Here is an 18658-nt window from a genome sequence, read left to right on the forward strand (position 1 = left end):
GTGTAACGCAAACTGTAACGCATAAATAAAAATCAATCCCCATTTCCGTTTCTTTGTGCGTGATTCGTATGCTCATAAAAAAGGTAGGTTATCCACACAATTAATTTAATGTATTCTAAAACAGCAAACCCCAACACGCTCAATTGCGTAGGGTTTGCGCCAAAACCCCCAAGTGAGAGCTTTCTTTAATTATCCTGAGCTGCATACTTCAAGTTGTCTGCTACCCGATTAGTCCAGCCTTTGCCGTGTGTTTTGAATGTGCTCAGGCTGGTGTAAAACTTCAAACGCTCTGCGGTTAAACTTAAAATTACATCGTTCAAGTCATGCGAATTCACAGCTGCTAAAGTTTGTGGCCCAATGATACCGTCCGCAGGCACACCAACTGCTTGCTGTAATTCCTTAATCGCTCGACTTTTCCCTGCATTAATCGCAAAGTCCCAAAGCTGAAATACGATTGCCGAGTGCATGCCATCTGCCCCAAGCTTGTCCCACCAATCTTTTTTATAAATCGCTTTAGCCTGCGCCAGTGTGAGATTTTTAATATCAAGATTAGGGTATGTATTTGCAGCTAAGCCAAACTTAGTGCCTTTTAAGGTGCCTACACCGACACGCCCGCCAGTCCAGTTGCCTGGATCACGACGATCTGTACTGTAACCACCTTCATGCCCGATTAATCGCTTAAATGCTTCATCAAAAGTAATCGAATCAACTGGAAGATTTGCGAAGCCTAAAACGGTTGGTTCAGGATGTAATTCGGGTTGATATTTTTTTTTGCCGAATAATGCTAGTGCAGGCAAAACTACAGTTAAAAGCATGGCGTGATACTGCGGTGCTATCAACTGAGTGTTCACACCTTCTTGAATTAGCACAGGCAACACACCCAAAATAAATGCCCCCCAAGCTGGAAGTTTTACAGACAAATATTGCCACGCGCTTTCTTGAATAAATTTCATTGTTTTTTATCCTCTCGCTGACTTTGAACAATGGCTACATCTTGTTTAAGTTGGTTAATAGAAGTTACAGCCCAGCTGCCGCCTGAAATTGCGATGCTAATAACAATCCCCAAGCCCCATTTGAGCATTCCAATTGCACCCTGCGCTTTGTGATTGTCTTGCTCTAGCACTTCAACTTTAATGCGCTGCTGCTCTAGTGCTTGGTGATAACTTTTGTTAATCGCATTTGCTTCAATCAATTGTTCGGATACGCGTTGCAGCCGATCCGACACCTCATTTAATTTTTTCCAAAGTGATGCACTTGGCTCATTCACTTGCGCTCCCCTTAAATTTTGGTAATAAAAAACCCTGATCTAATTAAAGATCAGGGTCGGTGGCGATTTGCTGGGTATTAAATCTTATCAACACTCAGCAAGTAATAACCACTGTCCCATGAGCCTGTGCCAGCACCAGTTGACAAGATAATGTTCCCATCACCATCGAAGAAAGCACGACAACCAAACGTGATTTCATTTAAAGTGCTTTCAAACACTTCACGATGACCGAAGCCGTTGTAAGTCGCCCAGATTCGACAATATTTCCCAGATGCAGAATGGAAAGTTAAAACTGGATCAGACTTCTTGTTACGTACCATTGCCATAACAAAACCATCTGTTAATGTTTGGCTTTGGAAGAATTGCCAACTCTCATCAAAATCATTTCGACTCTCCCAATTGTAGGATGGCTCTAACGCTAAAGTATTTTGGTTGAGAATACCGTTGCGGTGTGCAATATACATAAACTCACGTGCAGCATCGTGACCGAGCAGCAATCCGTGTTCAATCGGAAAAATGGCGGTGTGTTGCTGACGCATATTGTGGTAATTGATGTTTGTATGCCATTGCCAATCATTTAATTTCACAACATTCCAAGTCAATCCTGTTGCTTGTGCGTAAACAGGGATTTGAGTCGGAACAACTGGTGTTGCTGCTGCAAGCCACGTTTTAACTTCATCAATAGACACAGAGAATAAACCAGCCGTACTATCACCATTCGTCATATAAATACGATCTGCATAAGCATCATATTTAATACAATGAATATGCGTCATGTTTTTATCATGTGTACTATCAAAATACTTCCAGTTTGTATCGGAAATCGGCTGTGCAGTATCTTTCAGCTCGTTCAGGTTCAAACATGTGTACCACGTGTCGCCATTATCAGCAGAAACCCAGACACGACTTGACACACCACGACCATTGCCACCACTTGTCGCTTGGTTATACCAATATTCGGATGTTCCCGCCCCGTATTCAGTAGCAAAAATCAAACCTTTAGCATAAGTAAAAGACCAATCACCTAGTGGGCAGCCGTTTGCTGAGCGTACAACCGAACCTGAGTCTGTATATGAATCGTGAGAGTACATAAAGCATCGCTGTGGCTCTTGACCAACTTTCATCTTCCATAGTGAGTATGCCTGACTACCATTGGCTTGACTTTCCAGCATATCAAAGAGAATAGAATCATCATCAAGCACTTCAATGACAGTACGACCTTGCTGCTGTGCTACGCCTTTTGACCATGCTGTTGGATGCATAGATGGATTTGTCAAAATTGTTTTAACACCATCAACTTCAACATAGATTTCCCGTGCGACACCATTGTAGTAGTAGTGCTTCCGATCTTTATAGAAAACCAACTGCCCACCAGAGCTACCCTTCTTGATCGAACTTGCTGAGTAGGTATCTGCAAGAGATAGGTTTGTACCATCAATGACTTGTAAATCATTTAGTAAAGTGCCACTCTTTCTGAATAAATACTTCTGCGCTGTATAAACCCCGTCTGGCATGGTTTTATCAAGCAGTACATCTTGAACAGTTTTAAAGTCACGCTTCGGTGCGTATTTAAAATCACCAATGACGTTAAGCGTTGCTGTAGAAAGGTTTGCAGCTAATGTTGCCATGTGCAAATATTCAGCACCCACTGGCAGTGCAACATCTACTGATGTGATAACTTCATCGCCACTGTACTTTGTACCATCCACATTTTTAAGTGCATAACCGCCCTCGATTAAGCGACCTGAAGCATCACCAAATACAATATTTGCATTCTTGTCGAATCCACCAGTTGCTTTGATAGATGTAGTACCTGCGGGAATCTTGATACCCATATTCATGCGTCGATAGCCTGCGGTTTCCGACCAATAGCCACGATAATCGCAGTAACCAGCCGATGGAAAATCATATTGGTCAAGCAAACGAATCTCAGAAACATTTGCTTCTTTGAATACCGACTTATTTGCATCAAGTGGTAGGATCGACCAAGTAGCACGACCTGTAAAATGCTGATTCAAGTGGTCAGCATCAATCACAAGCGCCAAGCCGTATGGCAAGCTTTTATGATCTACACCCGCTAGTGCCCAAGGAGACACGTTCAAAACACCGACAAATTCAGCATGTGTATATGTTTTTCTGAAAGTTACAGTTGTCTTTGCAATTTCATCATAAACAATGAATTGAATCTGCACCACCGTTGCTGTTTTCTGAATTTGCGAAAAGCGAATAACTTTATTTGTTAAATCACCCTTTGCTTCAAGAAACTTTACTGCACGTGCAAATGCGAAAGCACTACCAACACCCGCAGCATCACTAATATTGCCCTGACAGTAAGGCATATCGACATATTCAAGTGCAGACGTGAGTAGTAAGCCATCTTTCTTGCTTGAAGCTGTCAACAAGTATGCAACATTGTCAGCAAATCGCTTTGTGTCAATGACAAGCTCGTACTTTTCGGGTGAGGCGTTGTTATAGATTTTGATAAAACCATTTGAGTCAATATTGTATGGCCCACCAAAACCAGTTAACAATAAGTCACTAGCTGTATCACCGTCATTCAAATTGTTTGTAAGTTTAATTTGAATATTGATACTACATGTGCCCGCTGCCTCATTTTTCACGATGTAGAAAAGTGGCATGCAAGCATACAGGTAACTTTTGACTTTGCTGCCCATTAGCGCAATGCTCACAATGGCTTCATCAAGAAGATTGACGTATGAATTATTACGGTTTTGTTTTTCAGCACCGTCCTCTGTCACATAAGGTTTAAAATCAGGATGCAACTTAACCAATGTCTTAGTGGTGAGTTTTTTAATCCAACGAGCATCTACACCTGGGCTTTGTGCTTCTGTGCCATTTGCGACTTCGCCAGATGGTAACTCCCATATCATTCCATCGCGATTGACTTGAGCAGGCCCTGTGTAATTTTGGCCAACAACATAATCCTTAATTCCTTGATCTGCGTATGTTTTGGCTTGTGTTAATGGATCATAAGCACTCTTTGTTAGTGTTGTACCGTTCCATTGGTATGTGCCGTTGTTTGCGCCATCGTTGGTGACTTCAATGGCAGTGTTCGCAGTCAAATTAACCTGATCTGCTTGTGCTAAAGCAAGAGTTGTGTAGGCTTTTCTGCCACCAACATAGGCTGCAAACGTAGTATCTACTTCAGCCTTTGTGTATGTGTTTGATTGAGGTGCTTTTAGTGATAAAGCATTATCTACTTCGATTTTTGTATAAGTCGTGGCTTGTGGTGCTTTGGTTGAGAGTTGTTCATCTACATAGGTTTGACTAGCTTTTGATTCAATATCTTCACGACTAACAGCTAAATTATCCAAAATTTCTTCAATATGGGTTTGAATGCTCTTGCCATCACGTGCGAAAACCACACCTGCAATCACACCTTGGAAAACATTAGGATTGGTGGCTGAGTACAGTGTATCGGCATAGCCTTTTAGTGCGTCAAATAATTGCTGCTCGCGTACCTGTGCAAGTTCATCGTAGTTAAAATCGTGCGTACGACGCCATTCGATTTCTTCTTTGATACGAGCAAGGATTTTTGCATCTACAATATTTGCTTCCTGTAGCACGTGCCAAATTTTGTCAAAATCCCAATTGACAGATTCAGGACGAAATGAATTGTCGTAAGTTTTATAATTGGTTGTGCGATCTAGTTTTGTGTCGCGGCATAGCGTAATCATACTGCCATCTGCAGGCGCAGCACCAAATATAACAGCACCATTGACTACACTATATGAGCCAACCGCAGTCACTTCGTTATTCACCAAAACAAGCAAGTCTGCTGGATCATGCAAATCAAAAGGAATTGCAAACTGTGTGGTGGTGCCATTTGCAACATATACAATAATCGGCGTTTGTTCTTGGACAGCCATAAAGCCCCCTAATTCTCAAAGTCTAAAGTGGCTTCAACCACGCCACCGTTTGTTCTCCAATTAGGGCTTTCATTCGCTTCATTTTGTCTGTGTATTTTGCCGATGCGTTCTGGCGAATCAGTGACTGCACCCGCCAAAGAGTCTAAATCATCATCGTCTTGATCACTTGCAGCTGGGTTAAACATACGCATATTTTTGTATTGTCTTGAGCTGTTCTCACCTTCTTCTGGTGTATCAATGACAGACGTATGCACCCAAAGCAAGCCTGACATTAAAGGCCCCTCAATAGCTTCAAGGATGCGCTTATTTTTATTGCCTGAGTTATGTACTTCTTTTACGCCACAACGGATACGACGTGCTTTTAAAGCACCTTTCAAAGATGCAGGTGCAAAATTACCAATGCCGTTAGTTTCAATTGTCATGCTTGGCACATGAAATTCAGAGATCAAATCGCAAAGCTGCCATACCTGACCACCAACAATATTGCCATGCTGATCATGTGTGACCACATCACCAGTCAATGCTACCGATCTATGCCAATACTTATTGCCAAAATCATCATGCAGCACCAATGCCACCGATGAAATATCAGATTTAAGTTTTCCGCTTGACGGGTCCCAGCGCATTGTAATACCAACAATTTGACGCTCTCCAAGCATCATAATGTATTGGCCATTAGCGCGTTTTAACTCAGGCTCACAATCATAAGGAATCATCTTGTCAGGGTCTAAACGTACATCACCAACTGGCTTGGCGTGTAGCTGATACTGTGAATCCCACTCGTTAATCGTGCGGCATTCTTTACGGCGTTCTTCCATGACTTTTGGAGTAAACCGTTCAGGCCACAATGCTTCACTGTAAACATCAATCAGGTAGTGAGATTCATCAAAAGTAATGTGGTAGATAACACCCTTTTTCTGAACCTGATAATCCTCACCTTCTTTTAATAATTTTGAGCTGCTGCCAATGCCACTAAAAACATAAATCGGTTTGTAATCAACAATGCACTCAATGACTTGCTCAAAACGCTTCTCATTTTGGAACATTTTAAGAATTAGGCATTTAGCACCAAGTTTTTGAATCAGGGTATAAAGCGAATCATGGGTGTGTGGTGTACCAACAAATAGCTTTTGTCCACCAGGAATAAGAATGTGCGTCTGCTCAGAAAGACGATAACGCAGTTTTTCACGTGCTTCAGGTGTGCCGATGTTGCTTGGTACTTCTACGTCATCATTTTGAATTTCATTTGCACGTGAACCTGTGACGTTAGATAAAATACCGCGTGCATGGATGGAACCGTGACGCACATCAGTTGAACCTGATACCCACCATTTTTGTGTTTCGCCACGCGCCTTTTTAACTTTGAGTAAGTTGCATAAAGGATGACGCTCTAATACCTGCTCGGTACCACGACTGACTTTATAAGCATCGGGGTCAGTAGCACCTTGGTGTAAAATTAAATGCTCAGGGTTGCCGAATAATCTCCAAGCATTGTAAATATCAAGAATGGTAGACTTGCCGTGACCACGTGGCATCATTAAAAGCCCAAGTGTGCCGTAGTCCTCTAAAAAATCGCAGACGTCTAAATGGAAATCAGGCACTATCCAGTTTAGCGTTTCAGCGTAAACCAGATAGAAAGCTGCAAAGCTTATCTTCACTGTTAGCTCGGACGTTCAGGCTTCTGTCTGCGCTCCTCTAATCGCTTGGTCACATCCTCTAAAATCTTCATGGCTTGCTGTTCTGGTGTAATAGAGCGCTCATCGGTATTACCGCGCGTCAATTCCTCGTCATTCAGAATACGCTTAATTTTTTCCATGCAAGACAAGGCTTCTTTGGCTCCCTTGTATAGCCAAACTTTGTCGCCACGACCTTGTTTATCAAAAATATCTTGACCGTATGCTTCCGTCATCAAGTCTACGGTATCTTCTGCAGACATTTCTAAACACAGTTTTAATTTTTCCCGTGTTTCTGCTTTTAAGTGACCTTGCTTTTTTTCATCTGACATAAAAAATCCCCCGCATATAAGCCATATATACGGGGGATAAAATTGTGGTTTGTTGGGTAAGTTACTTTAAATACTATGGATTATTAATAATTTGAAATGTATGCTCATCAAGCAATTATGCAATCAACTATAACCAAGGTACTTTACAATGAAAAAATTGATTATTGCAGCAGTTCTAGCACTGCCAACAACTATGACTTTTGCAGGCCCATGTGACCACAGCTGGCAATCTGCTAAAGACGGCTCATCTTGTGGAGATCGTGCTGCTGATCGTCGCCCAGGTGGCCGTTAATCCAAAACAAATAAGGCTGCAAATGCAGCCTTATTTTTATGATCGTTTCTTTCTACCTATAAAAGCTAAGATTGGCCAAAGAACAATTGCTAAAGCCAGAGCACCCATAAAATAAAAAGTTAAAATCTTATTTACTATGTAATTCTGATCACCACTCATTAAGAAAACTATGGCAATAGGTGCAGCAAATAAAGAATAAATATAAATATTCACTACCTTTCCCCATAGTTTTTTTATCACTCTACCAGCCTCTCAAAATCTGGTGCTTGAATATCACCCCAGTCATCACCCATCCAGCGGGTACGATCATGCTCACGTTCCGCTTTACGCAATAACTTTTCACGGTAGCCAGGTGCAATCATATCCTGCATTTCATCAAAAATCATGCGATTAGTTGCGGCCTTGGTGTACCAAAGGTTTTGCGCTGGAATCTTACCCTTTACCAAGCGGAATGCTTCATTGGCTGCATTGGTGTCTTTATCTTCGTAATATTGGGTAAAGTTACCAACGGTTAAACCGAGCACAGCTTTAGCATCCGAACCGAATGGGCCAACCATGAAGTCTGTAGCACTGCGCCCCGATGTGTCTGTACCAGCAACAAGAATGTCGCCAAGGATAGACAAGCCACCGCCTTGAATGGCTGAGCGTGTAAGAAAGTTCATTGTCTTTTGTGGGTCGTCACTATCCCACATAGTTTGCGGGTCATTACCGTTAGCAAGTTCTTTAAGCTGAACCACCAAAGCACCAAGCAGCGTCGTCATGGCAAATAGCGAAACGCCATAAGCCGCTTTACCCTTTACACCGTCCTGTGCCATTGCACGCGAACCATGACGCATTAAAAACGCTGCAGGGAAAGACTTAAATTGCAGCATGGATTTCATAATCTCACCCATGCCTGTGCCTTTTTTCTGTCCTGCGCTCATCCATGTACGTTCACGCAAGCCAGCTTCTACAACCGCCATGCCTTGCTCATCCAGTAAATGCGCTTGGAATTGACTTGCAACTTCGTCACGTACTTTTTGCGGGTCACCAAAGGCTTTTAACTTATCGTCTGGAATTTGGTAGATAGAACGTGCCGACATCAACTGATTACCCTTACGATCTACAACTGGATCAGCTAAACGCATGACTTCCCAAGCACGTTCAGACAGCCCTGTTTTCTCCATCAACTCACGATCTGTAGCATCTAAATCAGCCCAAGCCTTGCTACGGCTTAAACGTCCGTACTTTTCCATGAGCATTTTAGAGAAGCCAACTTTTGAGGCTGCAGTGAGCGCATTCAGCCCTGAAACGCGCATGACTTGGGATGCAATACCACTGGATACACGCGCTAATTTCTGTGACTTTCCATGCACAGAAGTCAATCCATCATCTGACCAACGCGCAATACTGCCCAGCATTTCCTCAGTGGCTAAACCTAAGCTGTGCGCCAACTCCCGATCTTCTTTGTTTTTCGGATTAAGCTGCGTGAGCAATTCACCAAAGGTTTTGCGGAAAGCAATGCCATGCACTGATGCAGTTTTGGCAATCATGGCTTGGTCTGTGATGGATGATAATGTGGTGCCACCCAACATAGATGCCACGTTCATTGATCGGTATGCAAGACCAAGATTGGCTAACACTTCTGATTGCGGTGTATTCTGACCAGTAAACTCATCAAACATGGTCTGTGCGCGTTTGCGTGATTTGGCTGTGGTGTCTGCATCCAATCCCTTTTGCCAGTCCTTTTGTTCTGCTGCATCCATCAAAATACGCATGGCATTTTTAGGGCTACTACCCAAGTTTTCAACCAGTGCAATATCTTTAGACAAGCCGTTAATATGCGCTTCCACCAAGTCTACAAACGGCATACCGCCAAATTCAGCCTGATATTCCATCCATGATTCAGCATCCTTGAAATGCAGCACGCGGCTTTCACTGTGGCGTGATGTGACTTTTGAATTACCGCCAAAAGATTGACGACCAATTTCAGTTTTATTGGCACCATTACTGCTTAGTGTGTCGTATGAGTATTCGAGTAATTCACGGATTTCTTGCTGTGAATAAAATGTGCCATCCTCATGCACATATTTTGAAGTATCAATTAAGCCTTCTGCTTTCTGTACCCACGCTTGTTTGCCAGCTAATACAATCTTTTCTAGGCTATGCGTCTGCGGCAATCCCCAATCATCCAACTTGCCAATATCACCACCTGAGCGATTAAAGCGTTCGCGCATGTTTTCAAAGACTTCTCCCATTTTGTCGCTAATCTGCTTAGCTAATGGGTCGCCTGTGCTGTCATTGAATCGTTCACGGACAATTTTTTGAACCAAATCAGCATCGGTGAATACACCTAAACCGCCTTTAATGTTGGTGTAAAAGTCCACCAGTTCACCACGGCAAATGGATGCAATCGCACGCGCTTTAGAATCAATAGACTGGATGCCTGACATATCGCCATGCGGTGCCACCATACGGTCTACAACTTCACTAGCCGATAATGTTGGATGATCTAGTAAGGCAAGGTTTTTGTTTTGGGTGAGAATATCTTGCGCAGCAATCTTATGCTTTCGTTTTAACTGCGCCTGAATATCTTGCGCCACAAACTCGCCTGCTTTGGTGAGCTTGTCTGCATCGGATAAATTGCGCCAGTTCAGAATATCCTGCTTTGCTAAGGACTTCATTGCGTCTTTGATGCGCTGTTCAATTTGCTGTGCTTCTTGTTGATTTAATGATGCTTTGCCGAGTGCTTTGGCTACAGCCTGTTTGCATTGTTCTTTCATTGATTATTCTCCAAACTGTAAAGCACAGCTAATGGCTGTTTGTGCTGCAAGTGTATCTTGCTCTGCTTGTTTTGCTTCGGCTTCCAATTCATCCAGACGTTCACGCAAGGTCATGGTGATTTCTTCCATTTCCCCATCTGGTCGCATACGGCTCACCGAAATCTCCTGATCAGGGTTTTGCAAAATAACATCTAATGCCGCCTGTTCTTCTGGGCTATCCCCAAATAACGAACCTTGCCGTGGGTCGCCCATGCCCTCGATCCGATCAATCTCAGACTGAATATTGTCTGAAATGGCTTTAGCACTACGTTTATTGCTATCAAATACATTTAAAAATGCCTTGGCACCATCACTTAAGCCGTCATCGATGAGCTGATTTTGATTTAAATAATCAGGTACGTTTTGACCATTGGCTTTCAAATCACTGAGCTTTTGCGCTGCTTGTGCTAAATCATCGGCTAAGGTGTTGCTATGCCGTCCACCTTGCTTCACTAAGTCATTCAGCTGTGCTAATTGCGGTGCAGCACGCAACAATGCATTCAGTACCGTTTTGCTGTCATCGTCCAAGTTTTCAGATAATCGGGCAATTAAGCCTGAGTCGTTATATGCACGCTGGGCAATGGCTGATTCAATGCGACGTTTACCATCTTGTGACAAGCGCCCATCACCAGTAATGACAGAAGCCTGTTCAGACTTCGGTAGTTGGCTAACAAAGCTACGCACAAAATCCATGCTTTGCTCAAGATTGATATTGCCATCTGCATTGAGTTTGATTAGTGATGTATCGGGCAAACGGTCTGCATCGGTTTTGGCACGCTCAGTTGCACTGAATTGCGCCACATCGGTTTGATTGGCTAGTTGCGTGAATTGCACACGGTCAGTATCAGTTAAGCGTGTACGCACTAAAACTGGACGATCTATGCCTGAAATATCCATGCCGCGTGATGCTGCAAAGTCAGCCACAAATTGTTGATAGGCATCTGCTCTGCCGCTTTCGTATGCTTTGCCTATGGCTAGAGTACGTCCGTTGCCTGATTCCACCACGTTATCCATACCCACAATAGGCGCACCATCGGAAAGCTTAGGCGACTCACCCAGCCATTCAGGACGCAAGTCATTGGCCATGTTTTCAATCTGCTGGCGTGATGCTTCGCGGGTACGATCACGTGGCTGTAGTTCTGCTGGATAAAGCGGATTCACACCATACGCAAGGTCGTTGGATGCAATCAGTTCGCCAAGTGATTTAACTTCAAAAGCAACATCATACGATGAACCATCTAAACCCATTACCGTACTTGTACCACCGCCACCATAACGCGCGCTTAAAGTGTTCCATTTTTGCTGCCACTTTTGAATCGCTTGCCCTGCGGTTAGACCAGACATGCCGTTATTTTTCACAATATCGTTGGCATTTTTAGGGTCGTACTTGCGCACAATATCAATGAGCGGTGTATTTGGGTCGGCTTTTAAGACATTGACTGCACCAGCTGGCCCAAGCAAATGCCCTAAATAATGCTCATGTGGTTGCAGATCACGTCCAATCTGTTTTTTGATGTACTTTTCTGCATTCTGCATGTGCTTAAAACCCATGCGAATTTGTTCATCAATATTATTTCGATCACCACCGCCTTGCTGCTTCCAAGTCTTATCTAAAACTTGGAATAAACCATGTGCTGTAGATGTTGGATTCTTGGCTGTATGGTCAAAAGTACCCGCTGTTTCAATGTGTGCAATGGTCAAAGCCACCGATGGATTAATGCCTGCCTGCTGCGCTTTATGTGCAATGGTTTTGGCATTGGTTGGTAAAGCCATGGTGCTGTAGTTGACTGGCTTCTGCTTTTCTTCACCCTCAACGGCACGGTTAATTTTAACTGGCCGACCCGCTTTTATTGACTCGGTTGCTTCGCGCATATTCACCAAATGGTTATTATGCTGAATTGGATTAGATGGTGTGACTGGAATTGCTGCATCGTCAAATTCTATTTCATTTAGCACCAATGCGGCTTGCTGCTGAGTAGTACGTGCTTCAATCTGTTCAGGTGTGGCATCTGCATTTAAATAACGGCTTGCCCCACGTGCTCCACCAAAAAATAGGGTGTTCAGAAAAATATCTGTAGTGACTGATTCGGCTGTGACTTCGTATTTTTTGGCCTGCTTTTCATATCCTGCAGAATCTAAAATTGCACCACTTACAGCCTGCCCACCTTGCGATAATGCTGTTGCACCGCCAACCGATAGCAACCCGTCTTTAATGATGCCACCTGTACCTTTAAAACCGTAGCTTGCAGGCAGCCACACAGATGCACCAGCAATAACACCATCTGTTACAGCAACTTTGGCGGCTGTGGCTTCATCCACGCCTTGTCGTGTCAAATCGCCATAAACATAATCAGTCTCAGACAATCCTGTTGCAGCAATTGCACCTGGTACACCACCAATCGCACTACCTGTTACCGCACGTGTCGCATAGTCACCAAGACTAAAACCAATATTCCCGACTAAGCCTGTGTTTTCCTTATCTTCTAAGGCTTCAATACCACCATAAACCAAGTCATCACGCTTTTTATTTTGGCGTTCCTTGTATGCAGAATATGGCTCTAAAAATTCATCGGTGTGCACATCTTGAAAGGTGTAGGCAAGGCGGTCAGACAATGCATCAATTGGTGCGGCAATCGTATCAGCAACCTTGGCAAAGCCTGCACCTGCACCGCGAAATGGTGAAGATGCAGCACCATCAAATAAACCTACTTCTTTTTTCTGTGTCGGCTTGCCTGTAATGCCCTGCTTGTTTAGCTCATCAACTTGGCGCTGTTCTTCGCCTGAAAACTCAGATAACCAGTTACTCATTACTTGGTCGCTCCATCAATATTGATTCGCCACACAACGCCACCAACTTGCAGCGGATTACCACGTTCATTGATTAGGTCGTATTGAATTTCACCTTTAGGTGAGCGACGATCTGAACGGCGCAAGCGCAAAGATTCAAGATCAGATACAGATAAGCCTGTTTGATTGGCAATTTGTGCATAGCCTTTGGCTAGATGCCCCTCAAACAAAGTGTCATCCATGCCATACGGCTTAGACACTTTCCAGTCTTTAATCTTTCCACCCACCGTGTTTTTAAAATTGCCTTGGACGTACACGCCACCAGTGGACATGCTTAACGCAGAATCCATTATTTCTTTGCTAAAATCATCTTTGTCTTTATGCTGATAACTGTTGCGCTCAGTTAGGTGCGCATAGATAGACTTGAACGCTGCAAAACTCATATTTGCTGTGTTGCCTGATGCAGAGTTTCCAACATATTCGCTAAACTTTTGTTTTAGGATGTCATCCTTTGGGATAATCAATTGCTTGTTTTTAAGCACCTGTGTGCCGCTAATAATTGCAGTTGCAACATCCTCGCCTTGGGTGGACTTATAATTATTCATACGTGCCACGCCTGCCATGATGTACGACAAGTCACCACCGCCAAGCTGCCCTAAAGTTGCGCCCCAAATTGCATTGCCACTTTGAACGCCTTTAGATTCTGAAATTAAGCCACCAATAAAATTCAGCTTGTCATTCACCGACATGGCATCAAAAGCCTTTTTCGCGTCTGGTAAATCTTCCTGTGAAATAGGTGCAAGCTTGATATTGTTATCTTTCAGCGCCAATTGGCTTGTAGCGTTATCTACAATCTTTTGTGCTGCACCTTTAGGGTTGGTTTTAAATTCTGCAGGCTCAATTGTATTGACCTGAATCCCTGCCTCAGCCACCAACTGATTTGGGTTGTTTTGTCCTGTTTTAAGCTTTTCAGCATAGATAGATTCATACACGCCTAAAATCTTTTCTTCTGTTGCTGGGTCTGCTGACTTGCTGTTTTTGGCTTTGGCTTTCTGCTCATTGATCAGTTTCAATTGCTCACTTGTGCTGAGTTTACTAAAACGCCCAAAGTTCAAAGACTGCTGCTTGTAAAACTGATATTCACCCTCATGTTCTGTGCCTTTGACAGACTCACCCACGTTATTTACATAGTCATCATCTAATGCACGGCCAGTCATGACTTGAGTTTTAAAATCGTTAAATAGTTTACCTGCGACCTGTACCCGCTTATTTTCCTGCACTTCGGCTTGTTTATTCAGCGCATCAATGCGGCTTAATGCCATGTTCTTTTTTTGCTGTGCTGTTGGGCCATCAATATAGCCATACTTGCCGTTGTCTAAATCAGATACCAGTGTCTGTAGATCGGCTATATTATTACCCTCAACCGCTGCAGAAATACGCCCATCAATATCTAAAACATCACGTGTGGTTTCATAGTTGTATAAACGTGCCTGCTTATCTGCTTCGGGCAAGTTCAAACCTGCAAGGCTTGTTTCAAGATATTCACGGCCTTGTTTGCGCTCATAACGTGTCGCAATATCGGTTATACGATCAGCAAGCACCACGCCTTTTTGAACGTCTGCACGTAGTTGCAATGGTAAAAAGCCTGGTGTCTGTTTGGTTGAATTAGCATCCCAATAGTTTTTAAGGTTTTGACGTGCATGCATCGGCATATCATTTTCAAGCTGCTTATAGCGCTCGTCTGACCATTTTTTAAAAGTCTGACTGGCTGCATCTGCAGTCATAACACCGTTAGACACATCGTTTTTAAGCAAGGTGACTTGTTCTGACATTTCAGTAGTCATTACATCATCAAGCTTAACTTTAGCCTCTTGCTCATCTAAAGCATTGTGATACAGCTCAAGGCGTTTAGCTGATACTTCGGCTTCCTGTTGTTTTTGATCACGTGCTTCAAATGCGCCACCAATGGCGTTACCAATACTTGCCAAGCCTGTCATTGGTGTATGTTGTTGCAAAGATGGACGTGATACTTCACGCCCCTGTGAACGAGGAATTAGCATTATTTCCACCCCGCTGCTTTAGCACCTGCACTAATAAAACTACTGGCTGCCTGCATACCGTAATTGTTGCGCTGCATCTTGCCTGCACGTCTAATATTTCGGGCATTGTTTTCTGCATCTGAAATAGCAATTGCAGCGTTATATTCAGCATCCCCCATGTGTTCATCCTGAATCATGGCTGCCGCACCAACATCAACATCCAAACCATTTTCGGCAGCTGCTGCGCGTGCGCTAGATGCATTCGCCTTGCCCTGTCGTTTAAGTTTTTCCGCTTCTACACGAGCAACTGAGCGAACTGTTTTAGCATTCCCTTTGGCCTCTGCGTTCGACTGCACAGCATTCATCATGCCTTGAGCGCCACTAAAAATGTCACCAATAATATTTCCACCACCGCACATGATTAAATCTCCTTTTCCAAGACATAACCGACTAATTCAAAACCTAACTTTTCGTAAAACTTTACTGTACGGTTGGCTTGAATCCCTGTGATAGTGCCAATTTGAATACGGTCTGCTTTGTAAGTTTCAGCCCATTGTTTAAATGTTTTGATTAAATCGGTTGCCGCACCTGTACCACGGTATTCGGGTAACACATAAACGCCTTGCTCAAATGCCAACTTATGCCCTGTGCGCCAATCAATGCTGATTGCACCAATCAATGTGCCGACTGGATTGGCGTATTCATCACAAACCAAAAAAATCGAGTTCAGCTTTTCAATCAGTTCTGCAAAAAATTCACGCGCCAATGCTTCACTAAAACCTTGTTTTTCAAACCGTGGGGACTCTTTAGTAAGACGCTTGCCAAAATCAACAAGCGTATCCAAATCTTGAAGTGTTGCTGTTCTTACAAGCATCTTTATCTCTCATTAATTGATACCAACATGGATACACTCTGCACATGAAAAGGCAGCGGTTTGTTGTGTGTTATTTTTAAATCAAGTTGATGCAATGGATGCCAGCCACTTAATGTTTCTTCGACATAGCCTGTAAATGGTTTATTTTGGAATGCGTTCTGGTCGTTGCGCTTATGCTGCAGCTCATAATCATTCACAAAACCACCAATGGAATCTTTCAGCCACACCACAGCACTATGTACCGTAGCTTTATGAAACATCATGGTTGCAGGTGCATCGCTAAAGTCAGGTGGTAATAGCTCGATGCTTGTTTCAAACGGTTGGCCATAAAAATAATTGGCTTCGATTGGTGCAAAATCTTCTGAATAGAAACATCCATCAAAGTTACTCCAACTACTCATTGGATTAATAAGTTTGCTTGCTAATGCTGGCGGCGTTGTGGTACCTGCGAAAATCTCAAACTCGCAATCACTTCGGGCATCTTCTAGCATTTCTTCTAAAAACAGACTGCCGTTCCGATCTGTCAGCATAAAACATAGGTCGGCACCTGTTGCTGTTGGCAATGCACAAACTGAAATCACATTGCAGCCAAAATCGTGCATTGCCCAAGCATTCATTTCTTGGTCACGATTGAGTGTAATGCTTGCCATCTTTCCATCACCAAGTACCATCCACACAACACTGTTTGGGGTTTGCTGATAAGTAATTTCTTTAATACCACCGTGCTGTTCTGCAATATGCGGGGCAACTGCTGATAGTTCAGGCGACACCAAACCGTCTACTTCAAAGCGATATGACAAAGCACGCAAGCGCTCACCGCCACGTTGCACAAATAGCATTTCACTTCCAACCATGCAGGGTCGTACATCTTTTTGCACACCATAAGATGTATGTTGATCAATTTGTGCAGATGCAGGCGTTAATGCACCTGTTGAGCTAATTAAAAACTCTGAGCCACCAGTGAACGCAACCACACCACCACGCTGTGCCAAGTGCAAAATGTTGTCTGACTGCGCAGATGATGAAGCTATTGAAAATGCATCTGCATCATCGGTTGATTCTAGGAAATCACCATCATTTCCAATTGAACTGAACCACATCTGGTTAGGACTATTTTTTGTGTTGGCAAAAACTAAACGCTGTTTAAAAAATACAACTGAGCGCGGGTAACCTGTGGCTGCCGAAAATGCCAATGAATTAAGCGTCCATGACTTAGCAATCGCCTGAACAGTAGAGCTAAGTTTCACCAAAACCTCACCCACCGCCACCGCAGGTGAAGTAATGGATGTAATTTTTACTTGCCCGCTATTAATAGCTACAACCGCACCAACGTGCTCAGAAGTAAATACAGATGCATCACCAGCCGTTACAGACTCCCAATCTGGATTGCTGACCGTTGGTGCCGAGTTGGTATTGTCTACAACAGCACGCCATGTTTGCCCTGAATAAATAACACGCTCACCAATGATGTAGCTTTCTGCTGACGTCCATGCTGGGAATGCAGCTGCAGTCAAGTTAATAACTTTGCCAACGTCTGTACCACTAGGTGTTAATGCCACGTTTGGTGATGTGCCAATTTCATCGTTCGGCTGTACTGAGAAAACAAACGGCGTAAATTGCCACGTATCAAAGTTCGCGCTAGTAATAAACCGATGTACTGGCACATCACCTTGAACGAAATACATGCGGTATCGGGTATGCGCAAACTGAATTTCACGGACTTTTTGCGCAGTGTTATATGGCGTTTCAGTTTCCCAAACAATTGACTTGGTTCGTGGGTTGTAAACCTTGAGTGTGCCAATACCTAAAATCAAAAGATACGGACTTTCTGAGTTGGCAATAAATGGAATCAAGCGCAATGCACCAGTGAACAATCCACGAAAGCGCGTACCTGGTCTTTTTTTTGCACCACCTTCCACCAAAGGCAAAGCATTTAAAAGTTTCTTAGCGCCATTGGCATATTGCTGCACATCGGTACGTGTCCACAGCAATGGCGATAATTCACCGCTGCTTAGGTTGTTTTTTAAAATCCATTGTTTCATTAGTAGCGACTCCCGATATAACGTGAATCTGAATACACAATGTCATCACTTGGGCGTTCCTGCGCATTGATTGCACGTGCTCGCTTAATCAATCGCTCATATTCAGCCAACGCGGTTTGCCCTGCTGCATCACTTCCTGTATTCGGCTTGCATAACTTAGATGCCAATTTAAGTGACATCGCCTCAACCAGCATTGAATCCCATGTATCTTCGTTGTCGTTGTCAAAGATATATTCAAGATTGATCTGCTCTGTGTCTGCCAAGATGTAGCGGCTTTCCACTTCATAACGCTCAATGTTGGCGCTAATAATGCGGATAAAATCACGCGGCAATGGAAAGGCATGTGAGTAGCCGAATGCTGGATATGTGGATACTGGCGCAAGAATCACACGCTTCTTGGCACTGCTCCAAGGATGGTCACGCAAAATAGATTTACGGATTTGATCGTAAATACTGCGGCAGCGTTCAGCGATTGCCGTGTTCTCGTCAAAGCTTGTAATACTGCGGTCACCAATTAAATTTAAGGCATGGTTGCAGATAGATACTTTTGTTGTGGTCATAAAAAAGCCCTCAAGTTTTTATGATCTTGAAAGCTTTTAAGGTTTGGTTTGTTGAGTATCAGTCGAGCGATTTCAAACAATCACGACACTCTTTGCAGTTG

14 protein-coding genes are annotated in these 18658 nt (G+C 43.4%); 1 reads left to right on the forward strand and 13 read right to left on the reverse strand.

Annotated elements, in window-relative coordinates; genetic code table 11:
* Nucleotides 1-185: 185 nt before the first annotated feature.
* The 5 genes from J4G44_RS10465 to J4G44_RS10490 all read right to left on the reverse strand — a co-directional run bounded on the left by J4G44_RS10465 (nucleotide 186) and on the right by J4G44_RS10490 (nucleotide 7162).
* On the reverse strand, nucleotides 186-701 hold the full coding sequence (locus J4G44_RS10465) for a glycoside hydrolase family 108 protein (protein WP_207973959.1): 516 nt from the start codon (nucleotides 699-701) through the stop codon (nucleotides 186-188).
* A gap of 248 nt (nucleotides 702-949) precedes the next feature.
* Nucleotides 950-1267 carry a hypothetical protein gene (locus J4G44_RS10475; RefSeq protein WP_180060962.1) on the reverse strand — a complete coding sequence of 106 codons (318 nt, stop codon included), beginning with the start codon at nucleotides 1265-1267 and terminating at the stop codon, nucleotides 950-952.
* 77 nt (nucleotides 1268-1344) lie between these two features.
* The gene (locus J4G44_RS10480; RefSeq protein ID WP_207973610.1) at nucleotides 1345-5049 is read right to left on the reverse strand and encodes a hypothetical protein; all 3705 of its coding nucleotides are present in this window, start codon (nucleotides 5047-5049) and stop codon (nucleotides 1345-1347) included.
* Nucleotides 5050-5165: 116 nt separating this feature from the next.
* The gene (gene terL / locus J4G44_RS10485) at nucleotides 5166-6815 is read right to left on the reverse strand and encodes a phage terminase large subunit (RefSeq protein WP_207973611.1); all 1650 of its coding nucleotides are present in this window, start codon (nucleotides 6813-6815) and stop codon (nucleotides 5166-5168) included.
* A gap of 2 nt (nucleotides 6816-6817) precedes the next feature.
* Nucleotides 6818-7162 carry a hypothetical protein gene (locus J4G44_RS10490; protein WP_180060958.1) on the reverse strand — a complete coding sequence of 115 codons (345 nt, stop codon included), beginning with the start codon at nucleotides 7160-7162 and terminating at the stop codon, nucleotides 6818-6820.
* Nucleotides 7163-7310: 148 nt separating this feature from the next.
* On the opposite strand from J4G44_RS10490, the gene J4G44_RS10495 reads away from it, so the two are divergent.
* Nucleotides 7311-7454, forward strand: a complete 144-nt coding sequence (locus J4G44_RS10495; protein ID WP_207973612.1) for a hypothetical protein — start codon at nucleotides 7311-7313, stop codon at nucleotides 7452-7454.
* Nucleotides 7455-7490: 36 nt separating this feature from the next.
* On the opposite strand, the gene J4G44_RS10500 is transcribed toward J4G44_RS10495, so the two are convergent.
* From J4G44_RS10500 to J4G44_RS10535, 8 genes are read right to left on the reverse strand one after another with little or no spacing between them, the layout of a single operon-like run.
* Nucleotides 7491-7667 (reverse strand): hypothetical protein, encoded by a 177-nt coding sequence (locus tag J4G44_RS10500; protein ID WP_228291693.1) that lies wholly within the window; start codon nucleotides 7665-7667, stop codon nucleotides 7491-7493.
* Nucleotides 7668-7690: 23 nt separating this feature from the next.
* Nucleotides 7691-10216, reverse strand: coding sequence for a hypothetical protein (locus J4G44_RS10505; RefSeq protein WP_207973614.1), 2526 nt, complete (start codon nucleotides 10214-10216; stop codon nucleotides 7691-7693).
* Nucleotides 10217-10219: 3 nt separating this feature from the next.
* The gene (locus tag J4G44_RS10510; RefSeq protein WP_207973615.1) at nucleotides 10220-13063 is read right to left on the reverse strand and encodes a lytic transglycosylase domain-containing protein; all 2844 of its coding nucleotides are present in this window, start codon (nucleotides 13061-13063) and stop codon (nucleotides 10220-10222) included.
* Nucleotides 13063-15102 carry a methyl-coenzyme M reductase gene (locus tag J4G44_RS10515; protein WP_228291694.1) on the reverse strand — a complete coding sequence of 680 codons (2040 nt, stop codon included), beginning with the start codon at nucleotides 15100-15102 and terminating at the stop codon, nucleotides 13063-13065. Before J4G44_RS10515 ends, J4G44_RS10510 begins: the two co-directional genes overlap by 1 nt.
* Nucleotides 15102-15500: a hypothetical protein gene (locus tag J4G44_RS10520; protein WP_228291695.1), complete on the reverse strand. Its 399-nt coding sequence runs from the start codon at nucleotides 15498-15500 to the stop codon at nucleotides 15102-15104. Before J4G44_RS10520 ends, J4G44_RS10515 begins: the two co-directional genes overlap by 1 nt.
* Nucleotides 15501-15502: 2 nt before the next feature.
* Nucleotides 15503-15955 carry a GNAT family N-acetyltransferase gene (locus J4G44_RS10525; RefSeq protein WP_207973616.1) on the reverse strand — a complete coding sequence of 151 codons (453 nt, stop codon included), beginning with the start codon at nucleotides 15953-15955 and terminating at the stop codon, nucleotides 15503-15505.
* 2 nt (nucleotides 15956-15957) lie between these two features.
* Complete coding sequence (locus J4G44_RS10530) at nucleotides 15958-17997, reverse strand: phage nozzle protein (RefSeq protein WP_207973617.1); 2040 nt, start codon at nucleotides 17995-17997, stop codon at nucleotides 15958-15960.
* Nucleotides 17997-18557, reverse strand: coding sequence for a phage connector family protein (locus J4G44_RS10535; RefSeq protein ID WP_207973618.1), 561 nt, complete (start codon nucleotides 18555-18557; stop codon nucleotides 17997-17999). Before J4G44_RS10535 ends, J4G44_RS10530 begins: the two co-directional genes overlap by 1 nt.
* Between the last annotated feature and the right edge of the window lie 101 nt (nucleotides 18558-18658).

This window comes from Acinetobacter towneri (assembly GCF_017498585.1).
Lineage (GTDB): Bacteria > Pseudomonadota > Gammaproteobacteria > Pseudomonadales > Moraxellaceae > Acinetobacter > Acinetobacter towneri.